Below are 19942 nucleotides of genomic sequence, written 5' to 3' on the forward strand. Positions count from 1 at the left end.
TCCATTACCCGTGCCATTCCAGCCGGTATCTGTATGTGTGAAACCTAAAAGCTCCACGCTAAATTAAACCGGAAAGATACATCGGCGCTCGCACTGGAAACTCCGAATAGGACGCCAGAATCCACTTTCCAGTGGTCATTTATCTTCAACTCTACAAGCGGCCCGATCTGGTGCTGGCTGGAATCAAAATTCCGAAAAAGTGTGATGTTATTGTGACCGCCAAAGTAATCCAAACTAAGGTCTATACGAGGCGAGATTTTACGTCTAATTTGAGTCCGAACACCGGGAAAAAGCCCAGATTGCTGATTTGCGCCAAATTCCTTTTTAATGAGAGCATTTAATCGAAATTGCCAATTCTCATCTATATTATAAAGCCCTGACCAAGCTACCCCGGCTCGATATGCTGAGACATCGTCTTCGGGAATTTGCAACGAGAACCTCATCGCACTTGCCCATCCCTCAACGTCCTCTTCAAAGAACTGCCACATGGCCTCTAATCGCACGTACTGAAAGTTAAACTTAGATTGCTCATTCCTATTGGCTTGAATAAGTCCTTTGAGGAGCAAGCTGTCAGTAAGGCCATATTGGTACTGCAAGCGCTGAGCATACGAGTTACCTTCAGGTTGGTAGCCATATCGATACTCAATAGAGTTCAACCCACGGTCTACTACCGGGCTAAAAACCATACCCATATTCTGAGCAGACACCGAGCATATCATTGAAGAACAAACGCCCAGTACTGCAAGTATACGGTATCGTAGCAACATGACGGATATCCCGATGACTACATTGGAGCCCCAAAGGCCTTCATCCTGAAATCTAATGCATGGAAGCAGTTATTGGATAAATCCTTGCCCAATCATTCTTCATGCTCACGACGAGCCAACTGTTTGTGGAAGCGATATCGAGACCTTTATCGAGGGCACCGAAATGAGATTTGCGATCATAGGCAAACTCGCGGGTCGCATCATCATGATGAACGAATAATGCGAAACGAACAGACTCGTCGTCTTCGTTTCGAGGAATCGTGGTGTATTGCAGCATTTCAATATCCCCATCGGAGTTGCCGGCTGCAAAAACGGGACGGCGACCGATGTGCTGATAAATCCCGACAGGCTTGCCGGTCTTGTCATCGATGTAATCGATCTTCGGATTCTTGAGGATCACCGGGACACCGTTCTGCATCTCGAACTTAACCTCCAACTCACTGCCGATAACTTGTTCTGCTGGGACTCCGTAAACTTCTTCGGCAAAGACGCGCATAAAATCAACGCCGCCACCCGAAACAATAAACGTTTTATACCCCTCTGCCCGAAGATAGGCGAGTAGCTCCAGCATAGGTTGAAAAACCATGTCAGTGTAAGGAAGGTCTGTCTTCGGATGCCTCGCGGTTTTCATCCACTCGCGAACTTCGCTGGCATATTGCTCACCAGTCATGCCGCTGGAGCTTGCGTAGACCAATTCCATAATAGACTGGTCTCCGCCTGCCAGGGCATTTGCGTAGTCACCCTTCAATACCGACGCGAATGGCTCTTTGGTTTGCCACTCAGGATGTTGGGGTGCCAGTTTTTTCACCCGATCAAAAATGAAGAACAGCTGAAAATACATCGGCTGCTCGGACCATAACGTACCGTCGTTGTCAAAAACGGCTATCCGACTAGATGGTGGCACGTAAGCAGGTGAGTTCGCATCCGTTGTTTTCTCAACGAACTCAATGATGCTGCGCTTCGCGTCAGTCTCGTTCCACGATGGAAGCGGATCAGAGAATAGCGCCGGGCTGACCAAAATTACGGCGAGCATTGCCAGCAAAGGCTTGGTTATGGCTTTCATCATCATGCTTCAGGATGAGCTAAAAATGGGCCGTCCCACTCCCCTGGACGACCCACTTTGTAGCTGCTTTTGCGTTAGTTAGTTCCCCGTTGGCATCGGCAGTGATATCCCATCCTTCTTCAAGGAATCGCGGATATGCTGAAATTTGAAGTAGTTCGATAGGGTGACCGGACCCGCATAAGATTCACTTTGAACCGGGCGCGGCGGATAATCCACATAGGTCTTCATGAGCTTTTCGTTGGCGATTGCGAAGGCTGGCAAAGCCCAAGTCCGCTCAGTCCAATTCGTCATAAAGAGGTCGTAACGTTCCTGTGGGTCCTGCAAGAGGTCAAAAATCTGCGGAACGGTCGCAACGTATTTCTCAGCACCCTTCCAGCCGAGGTTGGTATCCACGGCCAATCCACCGGTCTGAGCGCCGTCATCACCACGGATGTTGAACAGTGCCTTGAGATTACCCACACGAGTCGCGCCGGGGCTGAGCTCGTTCTCCGAGAAGTAGAACCAGGTGTCACGCGGGCTCTTGCCTTTGCCCATGAGGACCGGAGTCATGTCGTAGCTGTCGAAAACGATTGGCTTACCGTCACGATCTTCCTTGGGGAGACTGTGCCCAGCAAGCGAAGCAAAGGTCGCCATCAAATCAGTTCCGCCAACGATCTCGTGGTTGCGAACGCCTTCAGGAACCTTTCCAGGCCAAAGCGCAATCGCCGGTACACGGTTGCCGCCTTCACGAAGCGTTCCCTTGGTGCTGCGGAATGGCGTGTAGCCGCTGTCGGGATAAACATCCTGCCAGGCACCATTGTCGACTGTGTAGAAAACGAGTGTGTTCTTGTCGAGGCCGAGCTCCTTGAGCTTCGCGAGGACGTTGCCAATACGGGTGTCTAGCTCGAGCACGGAATCAGCATACTTCGTCTTCGAGATCGACTTGTGCTCAAAGTCCGGGTGCGGAAGGTTTGGCTGGTGATTCTTCATGAAGTTGATGTTGATGAAGAACGGTTGCTGCGGGTTCTTGGCTGCTTGCTCAAGGAAAGAGATGCCGGCCTTCTCAACGTATTCGTCGAGGTAGGGAATGCCTACTACGCCCTTGTCCGGGGTGTTCACATACTCGCCCGACACGCTAAAGACTTCCTTCGCCTCCTCACCGGCCTTACCGCTGAGTGCGCCCTTGGTCACCTTCTTGAACATATCGCGAAGCTCTGATGGCATGTCCGGGAACCAGCTCGGGTCCGTGTAGGTGTAAGCATTGAGGTGGTAGAGGAAGCAGTATTCCATCACGTCGTAGCCCTGTGCATTCGGTAGCGCATAGTCTGACTCGCCGAGGTGCCACTTACCCGTGAAGTAGGTTTGGTAGCCTGCTTCTTTCAACATAGAACCCAAAGTCCATTCAGCAGCGGGGAGTCCGCCGCCTTGCCCCTGGAAGGCCACGGTAGTCATGCCACTGCGGTTCGGGAAGCGACCGGTTTGGATTGCGGCGCGGCCCGGCGTGCAGCTCGGTTGGCCATAGAATGAGAAAAAGGTCATGCCGTTATCCGCCATGGAGTCGAGCGTGGCGGTTGGCATACCGCGGCCTTCGCCGCCCCCATACACGCCGGGGTCACCCCAACCAGTGTCATCGGAGACGATCAAAAGAATGTTGGGCTTTTCAGCCTTGGCCGACTCTCCCGTTGAGGTTTGCGCGACAAGGGATGTTCCCCAAAAGGTGCACCCAAGGGAAGCGACCAGAGCTAGTAGTTTTCTATTCATGCGATTATAGTGTGTATGCTTTAGACGTAAATCGCTGAATTTACCATGTGAAGGGCATTAAAACTATAGGGCTAAAGAGTATTAGCCTTTGCACCAAAGGGCAAAAAATCTCCCGGCAAAGATACATCACCTTCCGTGCATCGAATCATGCCGGATCTTTTCGAGCGACTTATGGGAGCTGCCAAAAGAAACAGAAAAGCCTGCCGCCAACTACTCCAGCCCAGCCTCGAAATGGAAACGAACGAGATCGGCGGTGCAATTTGCACCGAGCTTCTTCGACAAGCTTGCACGGTGAAGTTTCACCGTGCGCTCGGCGTTGCCAACCTGATCTGCGATCGCCTTATTGGGAAGCCCTTCGACAACCAACTTCAGGATTGTCTTCTCAGTGGGAGTCAGTTGCTGGAAACGCTTTTGCAGTTCCGCACGCTGTTCGAACACCTTACCCGAGGATTCCGAATGCGCCAGCGCGTTGCCCACAGCCTCCAGCAAGCGTTTCTTTTCGACTGGCTTGGTTAGAAAGTCAAAAGCACCCCGCTTGATCGCGCTTACGGCCGTTGGCACGTCTCCGTGTCCCGTTAAAAAGATAACCGGCAAGCCGATATTTTCTCGCCGCAGGTGCTCGAATAGCTCCATCCCATCGGGGCCAGGCATGCGGATGTCCAGCAGGACGCAACCGCGTTTGCTTGGGGAGAACTGGATCAGAAAATCTCCCACCGACGCAAAGTCCCGGGTATCAAACTCCGAGAGCCTAAGCAGGCGGGCAATAGATTTCCGGAACGATTCATCGTCGTCCACCAGGTAAACGATGCCCATGGCTGCGTTGTCTTCCTTGAAACTCATGATGCATTCTTGCAAAGAGGAAGCCGCACGCGAAAACACGCCCCTCCACTCTGTCGATTTTCCACGGTAAGCGCGCCTTTGTGCTCATCAATGATAAAACGGGATATTGCCAGGCCGACTCCCATTCCTTCAGCCTTCGTGGTATAATAGTAATTGAAGATGGAATCCATTCTATCGGCTGGCACCCCGGGCCCCTCATCGCTGACCTCGATTTCTAATTCGCCGCGATCTTCCCAAATGCGTCCCCCAACCGAGACTAGCCTGCCGGACAGAGGCTGCACGGCCACCGCATCCATTGCGTTGAAGATTAGATTTAACAAGACCTGCATGAGCAGCACCCGATCCCCATGAACGCAAGCTTCCCCGAGTTCGGATAAATCCAGCCGGAGGTCGACTCCCTGCCGCGTCGCTTGGGGCATTGCCATGCGCATCACTTCTTCCAAATACTCGGAAACCGACAATACGCGCATGTCAGCAGAGCTTTTCCCCAGCATCTTTCGGATTTGCTCAACCACCCGGGAAGCCCGACGTTCTTCAGACCGGATGTCCTTGAGAATTTCCTCAAGCTCAGCGCGGCTATCTGGCCCCTTGGACAAACAGATGAGGGCTGCCTCGGCATTGCTCAATATGGCCCCCAAAGGCTGATTGATTTCATGGGCGATCCAGGCGGATATTTGCCCAAGCTGGGCCAGTCGGTTGTCGCGTGCGAGATTGTTGCGAAGTCGATCAGCCTCGGCTCGGTCGCTCATATCGATGGTCGTCACAATCTGCAGTCGCGTGCCGTTTTTTTCGACGGCATTGCTATAAATCGCAACATTCAGCAGATCGCCACCTCCAGTCCGGATCTGCCTTTCGTAGCCACTTAAACTGTTACTTCTATCTATAAAGTCTTCATAATGGCTGCGGTCTTGTTCATCGGGCAGGATGCCCAGTTCTACAGGACTTCTTCCGATTACTTCATCCCGCTTAAATCCATAAAGCGCTTCCCAGGCCGGGTTGATGTCCCGTAACAATCCGCTGGGCGCTTCGATTACTGCCATCGGATTCGGGCTTTCCCGAAAAACGGTTGAAAAATAGCGCTCCATTTCCGAGGCCTGCTGCTCGGCGCGTTTTTTCCGGTATCGGGTCCACAACAGCGCCGCGATGAGAGACGCCTGCACTAGAATGGTTACGACCGCTACGGTGAAAGCGACCGGATGCGCTTGAATGAGGCTGGGCTGTTCGAAAAATATCTCTACTTCGTCTGGCACCGCGCCGGGGTCCATCCCGTAGCGCCGCATCGCCCGCGCATCGAAGAGATATCGCGGTGCGGACGCCGAAACCAAGCCTATCTCTGATGGCGTCTCCCCTTGGGCAATTCGCTCCAGCACACTCCCAAGACTGCGGCCTTGCTCATCGAATGGCGTGGCGGCAATACCTGTCGCGCCAGAGCCAAGCATCGTATCGAAGAGGGCAAAAATCGGGACCGCAGAGTCTTTGCTAATGCGCTCGAGCACGCGCTTGGGTATATAGGTAACACCCGCAGAATCTTTAAAGAACGTTGTGTAAAGCACGATGGTCTCTGGACTCAATTGGGACAACTCAGCAGCAATGGCATCGGGGCTGGCGGCGATAATCTCACGGATCTCCCATGGGAAAGCTTCCTGGATATTCTGACGAGCCACCCTCATCAGCGCGCGATCATAAGGCGCACTGCCTCCCACCAGCACTATCTCTTTGGTTGCGGGCAACATGGAGGAAGCTACCTCCAGCAATGGGACGACCTGCACGACATTGAGCACTCCAACGAACGGCTTGTTCTGCTCGACAGCCATCAGCTGATCTTCTCGAACTGCGGCAAATATCTCGATCGCCTCTGGAATTACGTTTGCCATCCAATGGCTGGAAAAGTCCAATGCCTGCCCCCCAACGGAGACTACGACATCGGGCTTCAGGTCCGCATAGCGTTCTCGCAAATAACTCACCATGATCGGCTCGTCATCCTCCAGCGGCAAGCGATGTATCTCCAGATATTCTTCGAATAACTCAATCCGGTGAGTATTAATCGCTCCCTCGAGCGAAGCCCATAATCCATTCTGGAAGTCTTGATTAGCGGGAAGCGTGCGCTGATTGGAATACAGAACGAGGACGCGTAACGGGGGAGATTGCGTCTGGTTCGAGTTGGTTTCCACGCTGGGCACTTCCGCCTGCATGTGCACCGACGTCAGCCAGCAAAAAACTGCCATGAGCAGGAAAAAACGCATCATCAGAATAATTGTGGGACAGGGACCATCGTTACATTCCCGAAGACTTCCCGGGAATACCAGTCAGCCTCAGACGCAAAGTAAAAACAAGCAATTCGCAAATATCCAACCTTCCACTGAACTGGCGTCGAATTGCGTTCATTCACCAACATTAAGAACAGCGAAGAAAAAAATTGCTCCTGCCAGGAATCGGACCCGGCAGGAGCTTTATGAAAATCCTTTTCTGCTCTCGCGGATCAGGACAGCCTCTTATCTGTATCGACAGATTCAAGCCATGGTGAACTGAATCGGGACTGAGCGTCCCGGTGCATTAGACTCTTTCCATTCGCCGTTTGATTGGCGCTGAATAAACCGTTCGCCTTCGGTCCCTAGGGCATAGAGGTGGAGCCATTGGTTGTCGAGAAGTTGCTTGAGCATGGGTTGACGCTCAAGGATAGCATCGAGAGTCGCGGTGTCGGCCGCCACAATAGCATGGAGCCGAACGGGTTCATGAACGAGTTTTTTGCCATCATGCACAGATTGCAGGGGCAGACCGGGCCGCAGGTCGTTCTCGTTGCCAAGGGCGACGCCGATTCCACCAACAACGTTATGTATCGCTTTATGACCGCTGCCGTAGTGCGCGTTGTCCACCGACGAGGCATAATACTGCAAGTTGATCCAACTACCGACCACGAGCGGCCCAGCAAGAATGCCTTCCAGCAAGCTGCCTTCGGGATCTGCTGCCGGATCATACTCGTGCAGAAATGCCTTGCCGCCGAGATCGCTCGCACGTGTCCAACTTCTCGGGGCAACGATAAATCCAGCATTGCCCGCCAAGCCCCACTCGGGCCGCACCTGTGACCAGTCGGCACTCCGCGACTTGACCGCGGCAACACTATCGGCATCCGTCACGCCGAGAGATTTTGCCCGAATGGCCGCAGTCCAGAGCCCAGCCTGCGCGAGCCCTTGCTGAAGCTTTGTTAGTTCATCCCGATGCGAAGACGGCAGACTTTCCAAGTCGAATAAGGTGACCTCATCGGTGGTGGTATTGTGAAGCCCAGCAATGAAGTGTGCTTGTGGCGGAAGATCAATACCTGCCTCGGCCAGTCCCTTCCGAACCTCCGAATCATTGAGGAGCGTTGCGGCAACGCGTGCGTTCGCATCTCCCGGGTGGCCACCGCAGGCACCGCAGTCCAGGCCTGAGGCGTAAGGGTTGTTGCTTGTCGCACTACCATGACCGCAGAGCAGGATGAGTTTACCACATTGCTTTGTCAGACTGAGCCCATGAACGATTCCTTTGGCCAGGTTAACCTTGGCTTCCAAATCAAGTGCATCGGCCAGGGAAGGTTGGCCTGCGAGGCCTTGTTTTTTACCAAGTCCCATAGCGCTTTGCATCAGCTTCCAAGTGTAGGACAAGCCGAAGGTTTCGACAAAGCTAAAGCAAGACGCTGCACCGTCTTTAAACTGCCGCCAACTTCTGGCTGAGCGGTGAGGTTCTGCATCGTGATCGTGCTCATGGCCACATTCGCAGCTCTTGACCGGAGGGGCCAAGAGCGCCGGGCAACGTGCCTGCTCGCTTTGCTGCCCCAGTGGCAGGTGCGCCAGTGGCACGCCAAAGAAACCGGCGAAACCAATGGTCTGAATTTCGGGTAGGGCTGTCTCCAAATTCCGCCGGAATAGCTCCGACCGCACGTCGATGCAGAAGGCCGCCTGCACGTCAGGCTGCTCCCCTGCCCCTGCAATTGCCTTGGGTTGTATGGAGTGCTTGAGCGTTTGCTCCACTTTGTACTCGAGGGCGCTTTGCCAAACGAGCCGCTGAGCCAATGCTAAGGGCATAAGCTCATTAGCGGTTTCCACCGGCTCCTCCATCAGCATCCGCTTCCAGCCGAGCATGCAATCTTCGTCCCCGGAATAAGCCGCGTGGAGCACCTTTTCATAGTTGAGAAGGATCGCCAACAACTGAATGAGCTCACCGCCACTACCGCCCCTTAACTCCTGCTCACGGTCCAAGTAACGCAGGTGTCCGGCCCAACCCGGAAGAGACAGGAGCACCCGGTAAAGCCATTCCGATATCAGTTCGGCTGGGATGTCCATCGCTTCGATAGCATCTTTGATTGCAGACTCAGGGGAGTCCGGCATCGCAGCTAGCATTTGATGAGCGCCCTTGAGCCCCATGCAGGCCAATGTCCGGTCATGCTTCACCGTTTGCAGCCAAGCTTGATAAAAGCCCTCGCTCTTACCCGGTAGCATCCAGAGCGCTTGCCCCTTATCATAATACGCGGCACACCACTTGGCGGCCTCCTCACCAAAAGCCCGGTGCCAGTGAGTGTCCTGCCGCGCATCGAGGTAGGTGCTGAAGGTGCCAGGCCGGTAGCAAGGTTCTTCGCCATCTTCCGGCTGCAACGTGGCCTGAATTAAGGCCGCTGCGGTCAGAGGCGCGTCAGCTTCCTTAAAGGCTTTCAACACTTCCTCGGAGGCCCGGCTGATGGCGGCCTCCAGATCACATTCGGAGATGGCTCCATCGGCAAACTGTTCTCCGTAGTATTTGAGCGGCATGGCCAAATTGGCGTCCTGCACTTGCGCGAGGTAGTGGGCCGTCTGCGCGAATGGTTTGTGTGCAAATCCCAAGTAAGGATTCACGGCGACAAAGTTGGCCAAAGGCCACAATGGCGCGACCTGCTGACAGGCTTTTTCAATGGATTCTGTTGAGTGCATTTTCTAAATATTATTGATGTTAAGTTCGAAGTGTTAGCGTCCGGCAGGCACGAGTCCGATCGCGCGCGATAGCCGGTTCGCTATCGTGTTCAGGTAAAACCCGTTTAAAGCATGAACGTAGAGGGCGCGCGCCAATCCCGACCGGCCAAGGCTCTGGTTTTGCGCCAGAATGCTCAGAATGAAAACCGCAACGAGTCCGCATGTAAGGGTCGCTTGGAAAGCCAGACCGCCAATTGGTGCCAGCGGAAGCGTGCCTTGGAAGTAATTCAAGGTCACCTCGGTTAGGCCAAGATACAGGGCGACAAATCCACTGGCCAGCGCGAGCGGTTTGACCAAAGTTTGGCCAACAGAATGATGGCGCACCCAAGCAATCAGGAACTGGCTTACCGCCATGGTAAGAACGGCAAGGAAGACAAGCAGGCCAGGCTTGTTGACCGGATTTAACCCAAATAGCCAGGCGAAGGCACTGACCAGCCCGAGACTCAGCAAGCCCAGCCCAAGCAATGCGGATTTCTCAACTGGAGCCTGCGACTTAACCTCCAGCTGCTTCAGAGTCGCCACGGTCGAACCAGAGGAAAGGAACGCATGCGCTTTGTAGAGTGAGTGAGCGACCAAGTGCAGAGCCGCCAGTGAGAAGGCACCAAGACCACACTGCAGCATCATGAAGCCCATTTGCGCGATGGTCGAAAAGGCCAACGAGCGCTTGATGCTATTCTGGGTTAACATAATGAGCGAGGCAAACGCCAAGGTGACCGCTCCGATAATGGCAAGAAAGCTGAGTGCGCTGGGCGTATATACAATTAGCGAACTCAGGCGAATAACCAAGAAACCACCCGCGTTGATAATGCCTGCGTGCATGAGCGCGGATACCGGGGTGGGCGTGCCCATGGTGTCCGGCAGCCAAGTATGAAAGGGAAACTGGGCGGACTTCATTAATGCTCCGAAAACTACCAGCCAGCCAATCCAAGCCTGACCGGCGATCAGTCCGGGATTACTTTGAGCGAGCGCAAAAAGTTCGCTGAAGTTCTGCGTGCCGAAGGTCTGATAGATTCCCGTGAAGGCAATTATCAAGCAGAGATCGCCCAGCCGACTGACGACAAACTTCTTGCGCGCTGACAGCAAAGTCCCGAGCCGATCTGGGAAATAAACCAGCAGGTGGTGCAGCCCCATGCTACATACGACCCAACTTAGCCAGAACTGCACCAGCCCGGGTGCCAGGGCGAGAGACATGACGGCACCAAGCGTGACGAGCATCCACTTGAACAAATTGCCCTGCCCCGCGTCACCACTCAAGTAGTTCCGCGAAAAACGCAGGATAACACCTCCCAAGAAACAAATCAGGCAAAGAATGGGCAGCGAGAGCGCATCGAGCCTGAGACCAATGAGGCCTGCATCAGTAAGGGTCGTACTGACAATCACTTGCCCCGTCAGCAACCAAATCAGGTAAGCGCCACCTGAGCAAAGCGTGGCAGCCCAGGCCAAGCGTTCGGCAAGCTTGCCCAGCTTAACAGGCTCGGCGTTTAGCCAAGCGCTTTTGCTGCAGATAAAAGCCAGAAATGCGAGCGGCATCCAGCCAACCATCGTAGTCAATATCCAGTTCATGACCGGATAGTAACAAATTTACTTGAATCTATCCAATATAAGAAAAATATACATTCGTTCTATTTTATATATGCAACAAATCAACTACCATCATCTGAGGTACTTTTACGCTATCGTGCGCGAGGGCACCTTGACGGCCGCAGCTGCTCGAATGAATGTTTCGCAGTCTTCGCTAAGCGTTCAGCTCAAACAACTGGAGGAGAATCTGCAGTGTGCCCTTTTCAACCGCATGCACAAGTCACTCCAACTGACAGAAGAAGGGCGCATGGTTTTTGACTATGCGGAAACGATTTTTCGCACTGGCGACGAGATGCTGGCGACACTTCAGAACCGCAGCGGAAAGTATAAAGAAGTGCTTCGCGTTGGTGCAGTGGCAACGCTTTCAAGAAACTTTCAACTTTCGTTTCTGAGGCCCGTCATTGATAATGAATCGGTTGAGGTAGTCATTACCTCCGCCAGCATGAGTGAGCTGCTCGGGCAATTGAATGCCCATACAATCGACTTGGTTTTATCGAACCGAGCAGTCAAACGCGACGGCGGCAATGCATGGCAGAGTAGACTCGTTGCTGAGCAGGTGATTAGCCTCATTGGTGGTAAGCAATATCGTAAGCGTCGTCGCTTTCGCTTTCCTGAAGACCTCAAGGATGTCCCCATGGTGCTTCCCACAACCGAAAGTGAAATACGCAACCACTTTGATATTTTGATGACACAGCACGGTGTACGGCCATTGATTGCGGCTGAAGCCGATGACATGGCAATGTTGCGACTACTCTCACGCGAGATCGACGGCATCTCGCTATTACCTCCTGTGGTTGTCCAAGATGAGCTGGAACAAGGTCTATTATTCGACCTCCATCAGCTTCCGACGCTAAGCGAGCACTTCTACGCAATTACGATTGAACGCAAATACCCAAATCCACTTCTTCAACTGCTACTGAACGACTAGCACGGAGCCCTTAAAAACCAGTCACCAGTTGATACGAAATTCGATTTATCATTGGGCGACGATGGATGCGGCGAAATATCAATCGGCCGAGCGCTGGCTCCCCCCGACCCCCGAGTGTGCGGACTTCATTCGTAAGGTGCTCGCGCGTATGGAACGTGATCCCGGCATGAGTACGCAAGCGGTGATCCGCCAGGCCGGAACCTTTCGCAGTTGTCGCCTGCGCGATGGGTTCATTGATTTTCAGACCTTCCGAAAGACCCCACAGTATGAGATGTATTTTAAACAGGGCGGGATCACTGACCGGATCTAGTGCGTGTTTCCGGTCAACCAGGATGCCGAATCCCTGTTTTTTCGATCGGCACATACTGCGCAACCGATTTGCCCGGGGGCAACGGCGGTGGCGGAGGAGAGGGTTCCTTTTCACTCAATGGAGGTGATGGCGGAGCGGGAGCTGCGGGTCGCGCCGGTTCCACCGCCACCGCCGATTCAATCGACTCGATTCGAATTATATCAAAGGCAAACGGATGACAGGGCATTTGATAACATCGTGATCGCCACTGAATACAGTGATTTAATCAACGCCGTTCCCGAACCATCGACTTATGCGGCCATATTCGGGATCTGCACTTTGACCTTGGTCTCCATTTGTCGTCGTCGCGCTTAGCGGTTTCATCGCGATTCCGGCACCCACTCTACATCACCTTTTGGTAATTACGACATGGAATTAAGATGCCCGCTCAGAGCGTAATCGATACAAATCCAGAAATTAACGCCAATGGCCGAGATGGAAGAATTTTCATGATTCAATCGTTTTATCATTCCAATTCCTCTGATCATATGTATGTTAATCTACAATAACCCGGTGAAATGATCAGATGAAGTAACTTTTCATTTCCAATTCATTACATCCAAAGAAAACGCGAAATTACTCACCACCAAATACTAACTCAAAATCCCCTCACTATGGTTAATACCCGTAAAATATTACTCTCCACACTTGTGCTCGCGCCAGCACTGCTGAGCGCACAAACGGTTCTCGTCGATTTCGGCGACGAAATCTATCAAACCACCGGTCAACCGGAAACGTGGAACAATGCTCACCTTGGCATTGTGCCCGGAGGGCAGACTGGTGAACTTTTCGCTGATATGCTGGACACCACAAACAATGGCACCGGCATCACTCTCACCATTACGAATGCATTTGGAGGTAGAAATGCTGGCGGCACCCAAGACGCCTCAGCGCCCTATCCCGTATCCGCAGTGCGAGACAGCTTTTACACAGCGACTGCCAGTGCTGGGGTGACCCCAGGCGATGGCTTAGGAGTGTTAGTGTTTTCGGGTCTCGACATAAGCAAGACATACGATTTCACGATGTTTGCCTCGCGTGGCGCATCTAGCGCTAGCGATAACCGCGAAACCGAATACGCTTTTGTTGGCGGCAACAACGCCACCGTTTACCTTGATGCAGCTGACAATGTAACCAGCACAGTCACTGCCTTTGGCATCAGCCCCAACGCCTCCGGTGAAATCACACTCACGGTTCAAAAGGGCCCCAACAATACAAGCGATTATTCATACCTCGGCTCACTGCAAATGACTGTGATCCCCGAGCCTAGCTCCATGGCATTGCTCGTAGGCGCCATGGCCACTGGTTTCGTCATGTGGCGCCGTCGCCGCTAAAGCCCCACCAAAAGAATAGTTTTTCCAATGGTGGGTCTAACTATAGACCCACCATTTTCGTTTATGGCCTTTGAGGGCCACTAGCCAGCTTCCGGCTAGCATTCATTAAGGAAGACTACGACCAGGCCACGCGGCCACTTAACTCGATGAATCTGCCTAAGAGCAGATCGATTGCTTATCCCCCCTTTGACATGACTGCATTCCCTAAGTGCTTCATCATAAATCTTTTGGTTTTCCTAACCCTGGCAAACCTGGCTAACGCAGAGAACAAAGTGTTGTTCCTAGGCAATAGCTTCACGCATGGCTCCGGCGGGGCGAAGAGTGTCCCAGTCATCTTTGACGCCCTCGCGCGCGGAGCAGGCCAAGAGGATCCAACGACGGTCATGGCCGCTGTCAGCGGCAAGGATTATGAATATCACTACGAGAATCATCAGGCTGAAATCGCTTCACAGCCGTGGACTCATGTAGTGATGCAAAATTATTCCACTGAGCCCACCCACATTGGCAGTGTTACTGACCATATGACTTACGGCACACTGCTGTATGGCTCCATCATGGCCAACAATCCCGACACGCAGGTCCATCTTTACCAAACCTGGGCGCGTTCAGCAACCCACTCCCTGATCACCGGGACCTCCACCCCCACCTCCTTCGAGTCCACGGATGAAATGCTCGGCGAATTGGTCACGAATTACCAGGCGCTTGCGGACTCGCTCAACGCCGACCATCCGGATAACCCTCCAGTAAAAGTCGACCCGGTCGGCCAAGCATGGAATAATGCAGGTGGCAACCTTCACCCTAGCGACCCCAACTATATCGATCTTTTTGCGGGCGACGAATATCATGGCAACTCGCTGGGCTATTACCTCTCCGCCTGCGTCCACTACGCGGCGATTTATCAAGCTAGTCCGGTGGGGCTCTACAGCACATCAGAGGTCATCGCTCTGGGCTTAAACCTCAATGCAACTGAAGCCGCTTTCGTCGAAAACATCGCTTGGCAAACGGTTGTCGCCGCAGGCTTGGTCCAAACTCCGCCTGATACCACTCCACCCGTCTGGACAGGCCTGACTCAATCAGATGCCAGTACACTGGTTCTCCAGTTCGACGATGTACTCGACGAAGCTACAGCCCTCGACCCAAGCAACTACACCATCATCAACCGTGGCAATCGCGTGGCGGTTGACAGCGTGTCAATTAACGGCATGGGCAATAGCATAACACTTACAACCACCATCGAAGTCGTTGGCAATGTCTTGGTGGAAATCACGACCGGCCTCCAGGATGACGCAGGTAATCCATTGGCCGAAGCCACACGCATGACCCTACAAGCTGGGCAGGTGCACAACCTTATTTACCTCGACTTCGGGGGCGGCAACACTGTCACCGGCACCAGCGAGACCTGGAACATGGTCGCGGTCGATAGTACGATCCGAAATGCTGTCGGCAACGGAACCGGCACGCCCGCAGAACTCGTCGGCGATTTACTTAATGCAAGTGGGCAGTCCACCGGCATCTCACTGACAATGACTGACACCGTTGGCGGCAGCAATCAGAATGGCACAACCGCCGGCCCCTACCCTAGCGGCGCAACTTCGGATAGCCTATATGGCCAAAACGGAACCTGGAGCAGCTTCACGGATAATGGTCAGGCTGTGTTCATCTTTTCCAACCTCGATCCCGCCACCTCCTACAGCTTTACCTTCTACGCTTCCCGAACCTCGGTTTCGGATAATCGCGAAACTCAGTATACGCTAACCGGCAGCAGCAGCCGCTCAGTCACCCTCGATGCGGCCAACAATGTTTCCTCCACCGCTCAAATTAACGACATGCAGCCCAATGCTACGGGAGACATGATACTCACCGTCAGTAAGGGTGCCAATAATACGAACAGCAATGGCTTCTTCTATATCGGTGCCGTCATCATCGACAACCAACAGGCCAACTCTCCTGAGCTATACAAACCGGTCTCCCTGGGCAATAACATCATTATCGACTGGAGTGGTGCCGGACAACTGTGGGTCAGCGACAATCTAAGCAATTGGTCACTAGTCACGCCGCAACCCACGCCGCCATTTACCGACACCATTTCATCCGAAGGGCAACGTTTCTATCGGATCGAGTATTAGCCTCAAAGCAGACGATATCTGAGCAGACGTTGTTAAAACTGAAAGTGCCCCATATTCATCGGTGGGCATTCCGCCGGGGCATACATCGCCTCAATGCTTGCGTTGGACCCTCAATACCTGGCTGATGCCGGCGTGGACGTATCGGCCATCGGCGGGTTCATTCCAGTCAGTGGGCAAGTGATGACACACTTTACCGTGGCAAAGGAAAAAGGCATTAAGCGCCCGGCAATCTACGCAGACGCCGCGGCACCCATCTACCACATTCAAAAAGAGACACCCCCGATACTGATTATTATCGGAGGGGATGACTGGCCCGCCCGCTTGGAGGAAAATCGCTATTTCGTGGCGGCAATGCGCAAAGTCGCCCAAAATGAAAGCATAAGCTTAGTTGAAGTCCCTGAGCGAAACCATGGAGGAATCCTCAAAGAGATGGCATCGCCCGATGATCCAGCGGCAGTCGCCTCCATGCATTTCATGCGAACCGGAGAGCTACCGGCAGACCAGTTAATAAAGGATTACTGAGAATAAACTCAGCAGTCATTTGTTGAAAGGTGCGCCTCCCCTTGCTGCGCATCTTCGACTGGATTATCCAATCGGCGCTGCACGCTTTCTAGTCCGCGAAGAGCCACATTGCTTATGACCTTCATAGGCATGACCTACGCCGACAAACTTTTCGATGCCTTCCAAAGGCTGCACACAGTTGACGAGTTTGAGAGCTCCGGCATTGGCCTGCCCACTGTTAAGCGAGCGATTCTCCTCCAAGGGGGGTTTGGTTTCGGCAATCGGTAAGCTAAACGAGGGTGCTACTTTCTGCTTCTCACTCACAGATTAATCTATTAGCATCAAATTAACATATCAATAACCAAATATCACTAAGCACCCCGCCCTTCATCGACGACAACAGGAGACACGATGTACAACCTCGAAGCGAATACCACGATACTGTTGGTAGAAGACAACCCCGACGACGTAATCCTCACCCTTCGCGCATTCAAAAAAAATGGAATCTCGAATGAAATCATCGTGGCTAACGATGGCGTCGAGGCGCTGGACTATCTTTTCGCCGAGGGGGAATACGCTGGCCGTGATTCCAGTGTCATGCCCGGCTTGATTCTCTTGGATTTAAAGCTGCCGAAAATCGATGGCCATGCTGTTTTGCGGCAGCTACGCGCGAATGAAAAGACGAAATACCTGCCGGTGGTTATCTTAACGTCATCCGCGGAGGAGAGCGATCTGATCCAGAGCTACGCCAGCGGCTGCAACAGCTACATTCAAAAGCCCGTTGATTTCGTCCAATTCGCGGAAGCGATCCAACAGCTTGGCCTATATTGGGTAGTGCTCAATCGTAGGCCAATGTTCGAGCAGCAATAGGACAACCCGAAAAGAACCTTTAAATTTCAAACGCGACCACCCTCAGATGAAACTAAAAGCACTCATTGTTGAAGACTCTGAAGCGGATGCGCTGATGGTTGTCCGCAAACTGAAGCAAGGTGGCTACCAACTGCAATGGCGTCGTGTACAAACCCGGGATGACTTTTTGGCCGCTCTCGACTCCGAGGACTGGGATATCATTTTATCCGATTACAACATACCGAATTTCGGAGCGCCATACGCCCTGGCAATTATCCGAGAACAAAATCGAGACTTACCCTTCATTGCCATATCCGGTGCCGTAGGAGAGGAAAAAGCGGTCGAGCTAATGAAAGCTGGAGCCCACGATTTTCTTCTCAAAGATTCACTGGCTCGTCTCGCACCTGCCGTCCAACGGGAGCTAAAGGAAGTTGAAAACCGCCGCCTACGACAATTCGCCGAAGAACAGGCCAAATTCGCCGCCGCAAAGCTTCAACAAACCCAAAATTTGCTCGCTGAATCACAGCGGGTCGCCGGAATTGGTAGTTGGCATTGGTCGCTCTCAGATCAAAAGACAACTTGGACTGATGCCATGTTTCCCATCTTCGGCGTCGAGCCGCAAGCGATCACCTACGACTTGATCAAAAGCCTCATCCACTCGGATCAAGTTGACTGGTGGGAAGATTATCTGGCAGAAAAAATCGAGAACGCTGACCAACCATTTGACATCGATTTCCGCATTGTGAAGCCAGATGGGTCCATTGCGTGGATTCACAACGAAGCCTCAGTAATCCGCGATGAAGACGGCAAGGCAATAAGCATGATTGGCACCAGCCAGGATTTCACCGAGCGCAAGCTGTTCGAAATGGAGTTGGAGACGCAGAAAGAAATGTTCGAATTGGTCATCAACTCCGTACCGATCAACATTTTTTGGAAAGACCTGAACTCCGTCTACATGGGCTGTAATAGAACCTTTGCGAAATCAGCAGGCGGTCTAAAGGTAAGACAGATTACCGGCATGCGAGATGAAGAGCTCACGTGGCACCGGCAAGCGGCAAAGTTTGTTGAAATCGACCGGGCTGTGCTAACGACTGGCAAACCCAAGCTTGGCTTTGAGGAAAGTTTCACCACCGAAGACGGTGCGACCAGATGGTGGCATACTAGCAAGCTTCCGCTCAAGAATCGCAGCGGAGAAGTGATCGGGCTGCTCGGCGTATCGGAAGACATCACTGAGAGCCGTAAAGTCGAGGAACACCTCCGCCAGACGCAGAAGCTCGAAGCGGTAGGACAACTTGCCGGCGGCGTGGCGCACGACCTGAACAACATGCTGATGGGGATCATCGGCTACACTGACCTTTGCCGGGCAAAGCTGGAAGAGACACACCCCATCTCTCCCTGGCTTCAACAGGTCAGCAAGGCCGCCGAGCGCTCGGAAGGCGTGGTGCAGCAGTTGTTGGCGTTTTCCCGCAAGCAAACGATCAAGCCCAAGGTGCTTGATCTCAACGACACCGTCGCCAACATGCTGAAGATGTTGCACCGCCTGATTGGCGAAGACATCGAACTGCTTTGGCACCCTGGAAAAGACTTGCTCCCGTTAAAAATCGACCCAGTTCAAGTCGACCAGATCCTGGCCAACCTGTGCGTCAACTCCCGTGATGCCATCGGCGGCGTAGGCCAAATTGTCATTGATACCGCCAACGCATCGCTGGACGAAGAATTCTGCGCCGCCAACCCCGAACTCAATCCCGGAACTTATGTCATGCTCTCCGTTCAGGACGACGGCTGCGGCATAGACGAAAAAATACTTGCGAACATTTTCGAACCTTTTTTCACGACCAAAGAAGAGGGAAAAGGCACTGGCCTCGGTCTCGCAACCGTCTATGGAATCGTGAAACAGAACATGGGAGTCATCCGCGTCGAAAGCACGCCAGGCAACGGCTCAACATTTCGCATTTATTTCCCAGCGGCGACGGACGCCATAGAGCACTCAGGGTCCAAGAAGCAAACAAAGGATATGCCCCGCGGTTCGGAAACCGTGTTACTCGTTGAAGACGAAGATACCGTCCGCGATACAACCAGGATATTCCTCAAAGAGCTCGGCTACACCGTGATCTGCGCCAAGATACCAGCCGAGGCTTTTGAGCTCATCAATTATCGACTCGGCACTATCGATCTGCTCATCACTGATGTGGTCATGCCCGGCATGAACGGCCGGGAACTCGCGCTGCGACTCCTATCGAAGCATCCGAAGTTGAAGGTGCTCTATATGTCCGGATATACAGCGGATGTAATCGCCAACCGTGGAGTCATCGAGGATGGTGTCGAATTTCTCTCGAAGCCTTTTCGGCAAGAAGTCCTAGCCCGCAAGCTACGTAGCATGCTTGATGTCGGTGTGAGCGCTACCAATCACCAGTAAACCCTGGCTGGGCTCGCCTACTCCCCTCGGCGAATCGACACGATCGCATCGGCACGCAAACTCTCAAACTCCGCCCGCTACTACCGCGCCGGAGTCATTTATCGCGCCATTTTGCTTCCATACCCCGTCCATCAGAAGCCAATTGGGGATACGCAGCGGTCAGCGCCATTCCATCCGCGCGACAGGTGCAAATTTCGCGCTCAACCTAATGCAACCCGCTGACGAGGAAAGTGGATCGTACAGACACGAACAAGTCAGCGACGCGCCACATCAGAAAAGAACAGAGAACTTGTCAGGAATCGTTTGCAGGAATAAGCCGTGAATATGCTATTATTGGACTAAACACAGCTGCAAAGACGCTTTTCACAACATAACCCCATCTTGTTTACCTCAACCAAAGAATATTCCAGGTCAGATTTCACCTAGTGCTAGACTGCCCAATAGCAAGAGACACACGGCACACAGCCACGATGCT

At 53.0% G+C, this 19942-nt stretch carries 16 protein-coding genes; 9 read left to right on the plus strand and 7 right to left on the minus strand.

The features are described from left to right. Positions 1-44: 44 nt before the first annotated feature. The 7 genes from O3S85_RS11855 to O3S85_RS11885 all read right to left on the minus strand — a co-directional run bounded on the left by O3S85_RS11855 (position 45) and on the right by O3S85_RS11885 (position 10949). Complete coding sequence (locus tag O3S85_RS11855; protein ID WP_269540590.1) at positions 45-707, minus strand: hypothetical protein; 663 nt, start codon at positions 705-707, stop codon at positions 45-47. A 112-nt stretch (positions 708-819) separates the two neighbouring features. Further along, positions 820-1836 (minus strand): HAD family hydrolase, encoded by a 1017-nt coding sequence (locus O3S85_RS11860; RefSeq protein ID WP_269540591.1) that lies wholly within the window; start codon positions 1834-1836, stop codon positions 820-822. A gap of 72 nt (positions 1837-1908) precedes the next feature. Next, complete coding sequence (locus tag O3S85_RS11865) at positions 1909-3570, minus strand: arylsulfatase (protein WP_269540592.1); 1662 nt, start codon at positions 3568-3570, stop codon at positions 1909-1911. Between the two features lie 210 nt (positions 3571-3780). Continuing rightward, entirely contained in the window at positions 3781-4410 is a 630-nt protein-coding gene (locus tag O3S85_RS11870) for a response regulator transcription factor (protein WP_269540593.1), read from the minus strand. After that, positions 4407-6656 carry an ATP-binding protein gene (locus O3S85_RS11875; protein ID WP_269540594.1) on the minus strand — a complete coding sequence of 750 codons (2250 nt, stop codon included), beginning with the start codon at positions 6654-6656 and terminating at the stop codon, positions 4407-4409. Before O3S85_RS11875 ends, O3S85_RS11870 begins: the two co-directional genes overlap by 4 nt. Positions 6657-6920: 264 nt before the next feature. After that, positions 6921-9347: a YbcC family protein gene (locus O3S85_RS11880; RefSeq protein WP_269540595.1), complete on the minus strand. Its 2427-nt coding sequence runs from the start codon at positions 9345-9347 to the stop codon at positions 6921-6923. Between the two features lie 33 nt (positions 9348-9380). Further along, a complete protein-coding gene (locus tag O3S85_RS11885; RefSeq protein ID WP_269540596.1) occupies positions 9381-10949 on the minus strand; it encodes a proton-conducting transporter transmembrane domain-containing protein in 1569 nt (522 codons plus the stop codon). Between the two features lie 70 nt (positions 10950-11019). Between O3S85_RS11885 and O3S85_RS11890 the strand changes: the two genes are divergently transcribed. The 9 genes from O3S85_RS11890 (at position 11020) to O3S85_RS11925 (ending at position 19467) form a co-directional block, all read left to right on the plus strand. Continuing rightward, positions 11020-11895, plus strand: a complete 876-nt coding sequence (locus O3S85_RS11890) for a LysR family transcriptional regulator (RefSeq protein ID WP_269540598.1) — start codon at positions 11020-11022, stop codon at positions 11893-11895. Between the two features lie 61 nt (positions 11896-11956). Next, on the plus strand, positions 11957-12205 hold the full coding sequence (locus O3S85_RS11895; protein ID WP_269540599.1) for a hypothetical protein: 249 nt from the start codon (positions 11957-11959) through the stop codon (positions 12203-12205). Positions 12206-12331: 126 nt separating this feature from the next. Then, positions 12332-12559, plus strand: coding sequence for a PEP-CTERM sorting domain-containing protein (locus O3S85_RS21275; protein ID WP_425499853.1), 228 nt, complete (start codon positions 12332-12334; stop codon positions 12557-12559). Positions 12560-12858: 299 nt separating this feature from the next. Continuing rightward, positions 12859-13575, plus strand: coding sequence for a PEP-CTERM sorting domain-containing protein (locus tag O3S85_RS11900; RefSeq protein ID WP_269540600.1), 717 nt, complete (start codon positions 12859-12861; stop codon positions 13573-13575). A gap of 191 nt (positions 13576-13766) precedes the next feature. Continuing rightward, complete coding sequence (locus O3S85_RS11905; RefSeq protein WP_269540602.1) at positions 13767-15701, plus strand: Ig-like domain-containing domain; 1935 nt, start codon at positions 13767-13769, stop codon at positions 15699-15701. A 57-nt stretch (positions 15702-15758) separates the two neighbouring features. Further along, positions 15759-16223, plus strand: coding sequence for an alpha/beta hydrolase (locus tag O3S85_RS11910; RefSeq protein ID WP_269540748.1), 465 nt, complete (start codon positions 15759-15761; stop codon positions 16221-16223). A 129-nt stretch (positions 16224-16352) separates the two neighbouring features. Further along, positions 16353-16490 (plus strand): hypothetical protein, encoded by a 138-nt coding sequence (locus O3S85_RS11915; RefSeq protein ID WP_269540603.1) that lies wholly within the window; start codon positions 16353-16355, stop codon positions 16488-16490. 123 nt (positions 16491-16613) lie between these two features. Beyond that, positions 16614-17072 carry a response regulator gene (locus O3S85_RS11920; RefSeq protein ID WP_269540604.1) on the plus strand — a complete coding sequence of 153 codons (459 nt, stop codon included), beginning with the start codon at positions 16614-16616 and terminating at the stop codon, positions 17070-17072. A 46-nt stretch (positions 17073-17118) separates the two neighbouring features. After that, positions 17119-19467, plus strand: coding sequence for a response regulator (locus O3S85_RS11925; RefSeq protein ID WP_269540605.1), 2349 nt, complete (start codon positions 17119-17121; stop codon positions 19465-19467). The last annotated feature ends 475 nt before the right edge of the window (positions 19468-19942 follow it).

This window comes from Cerasicoccus sp. TK19100, assembly GCF_027257155.1.
GTDB classification, from domain to species: domain Bacteria; phylum Verrucomicrobiota; class Verrucomicrobiia; order Opitutales; family Cerasicoccaceae; genus Cerasicoccus; species Cerasicoccus fimbriatus.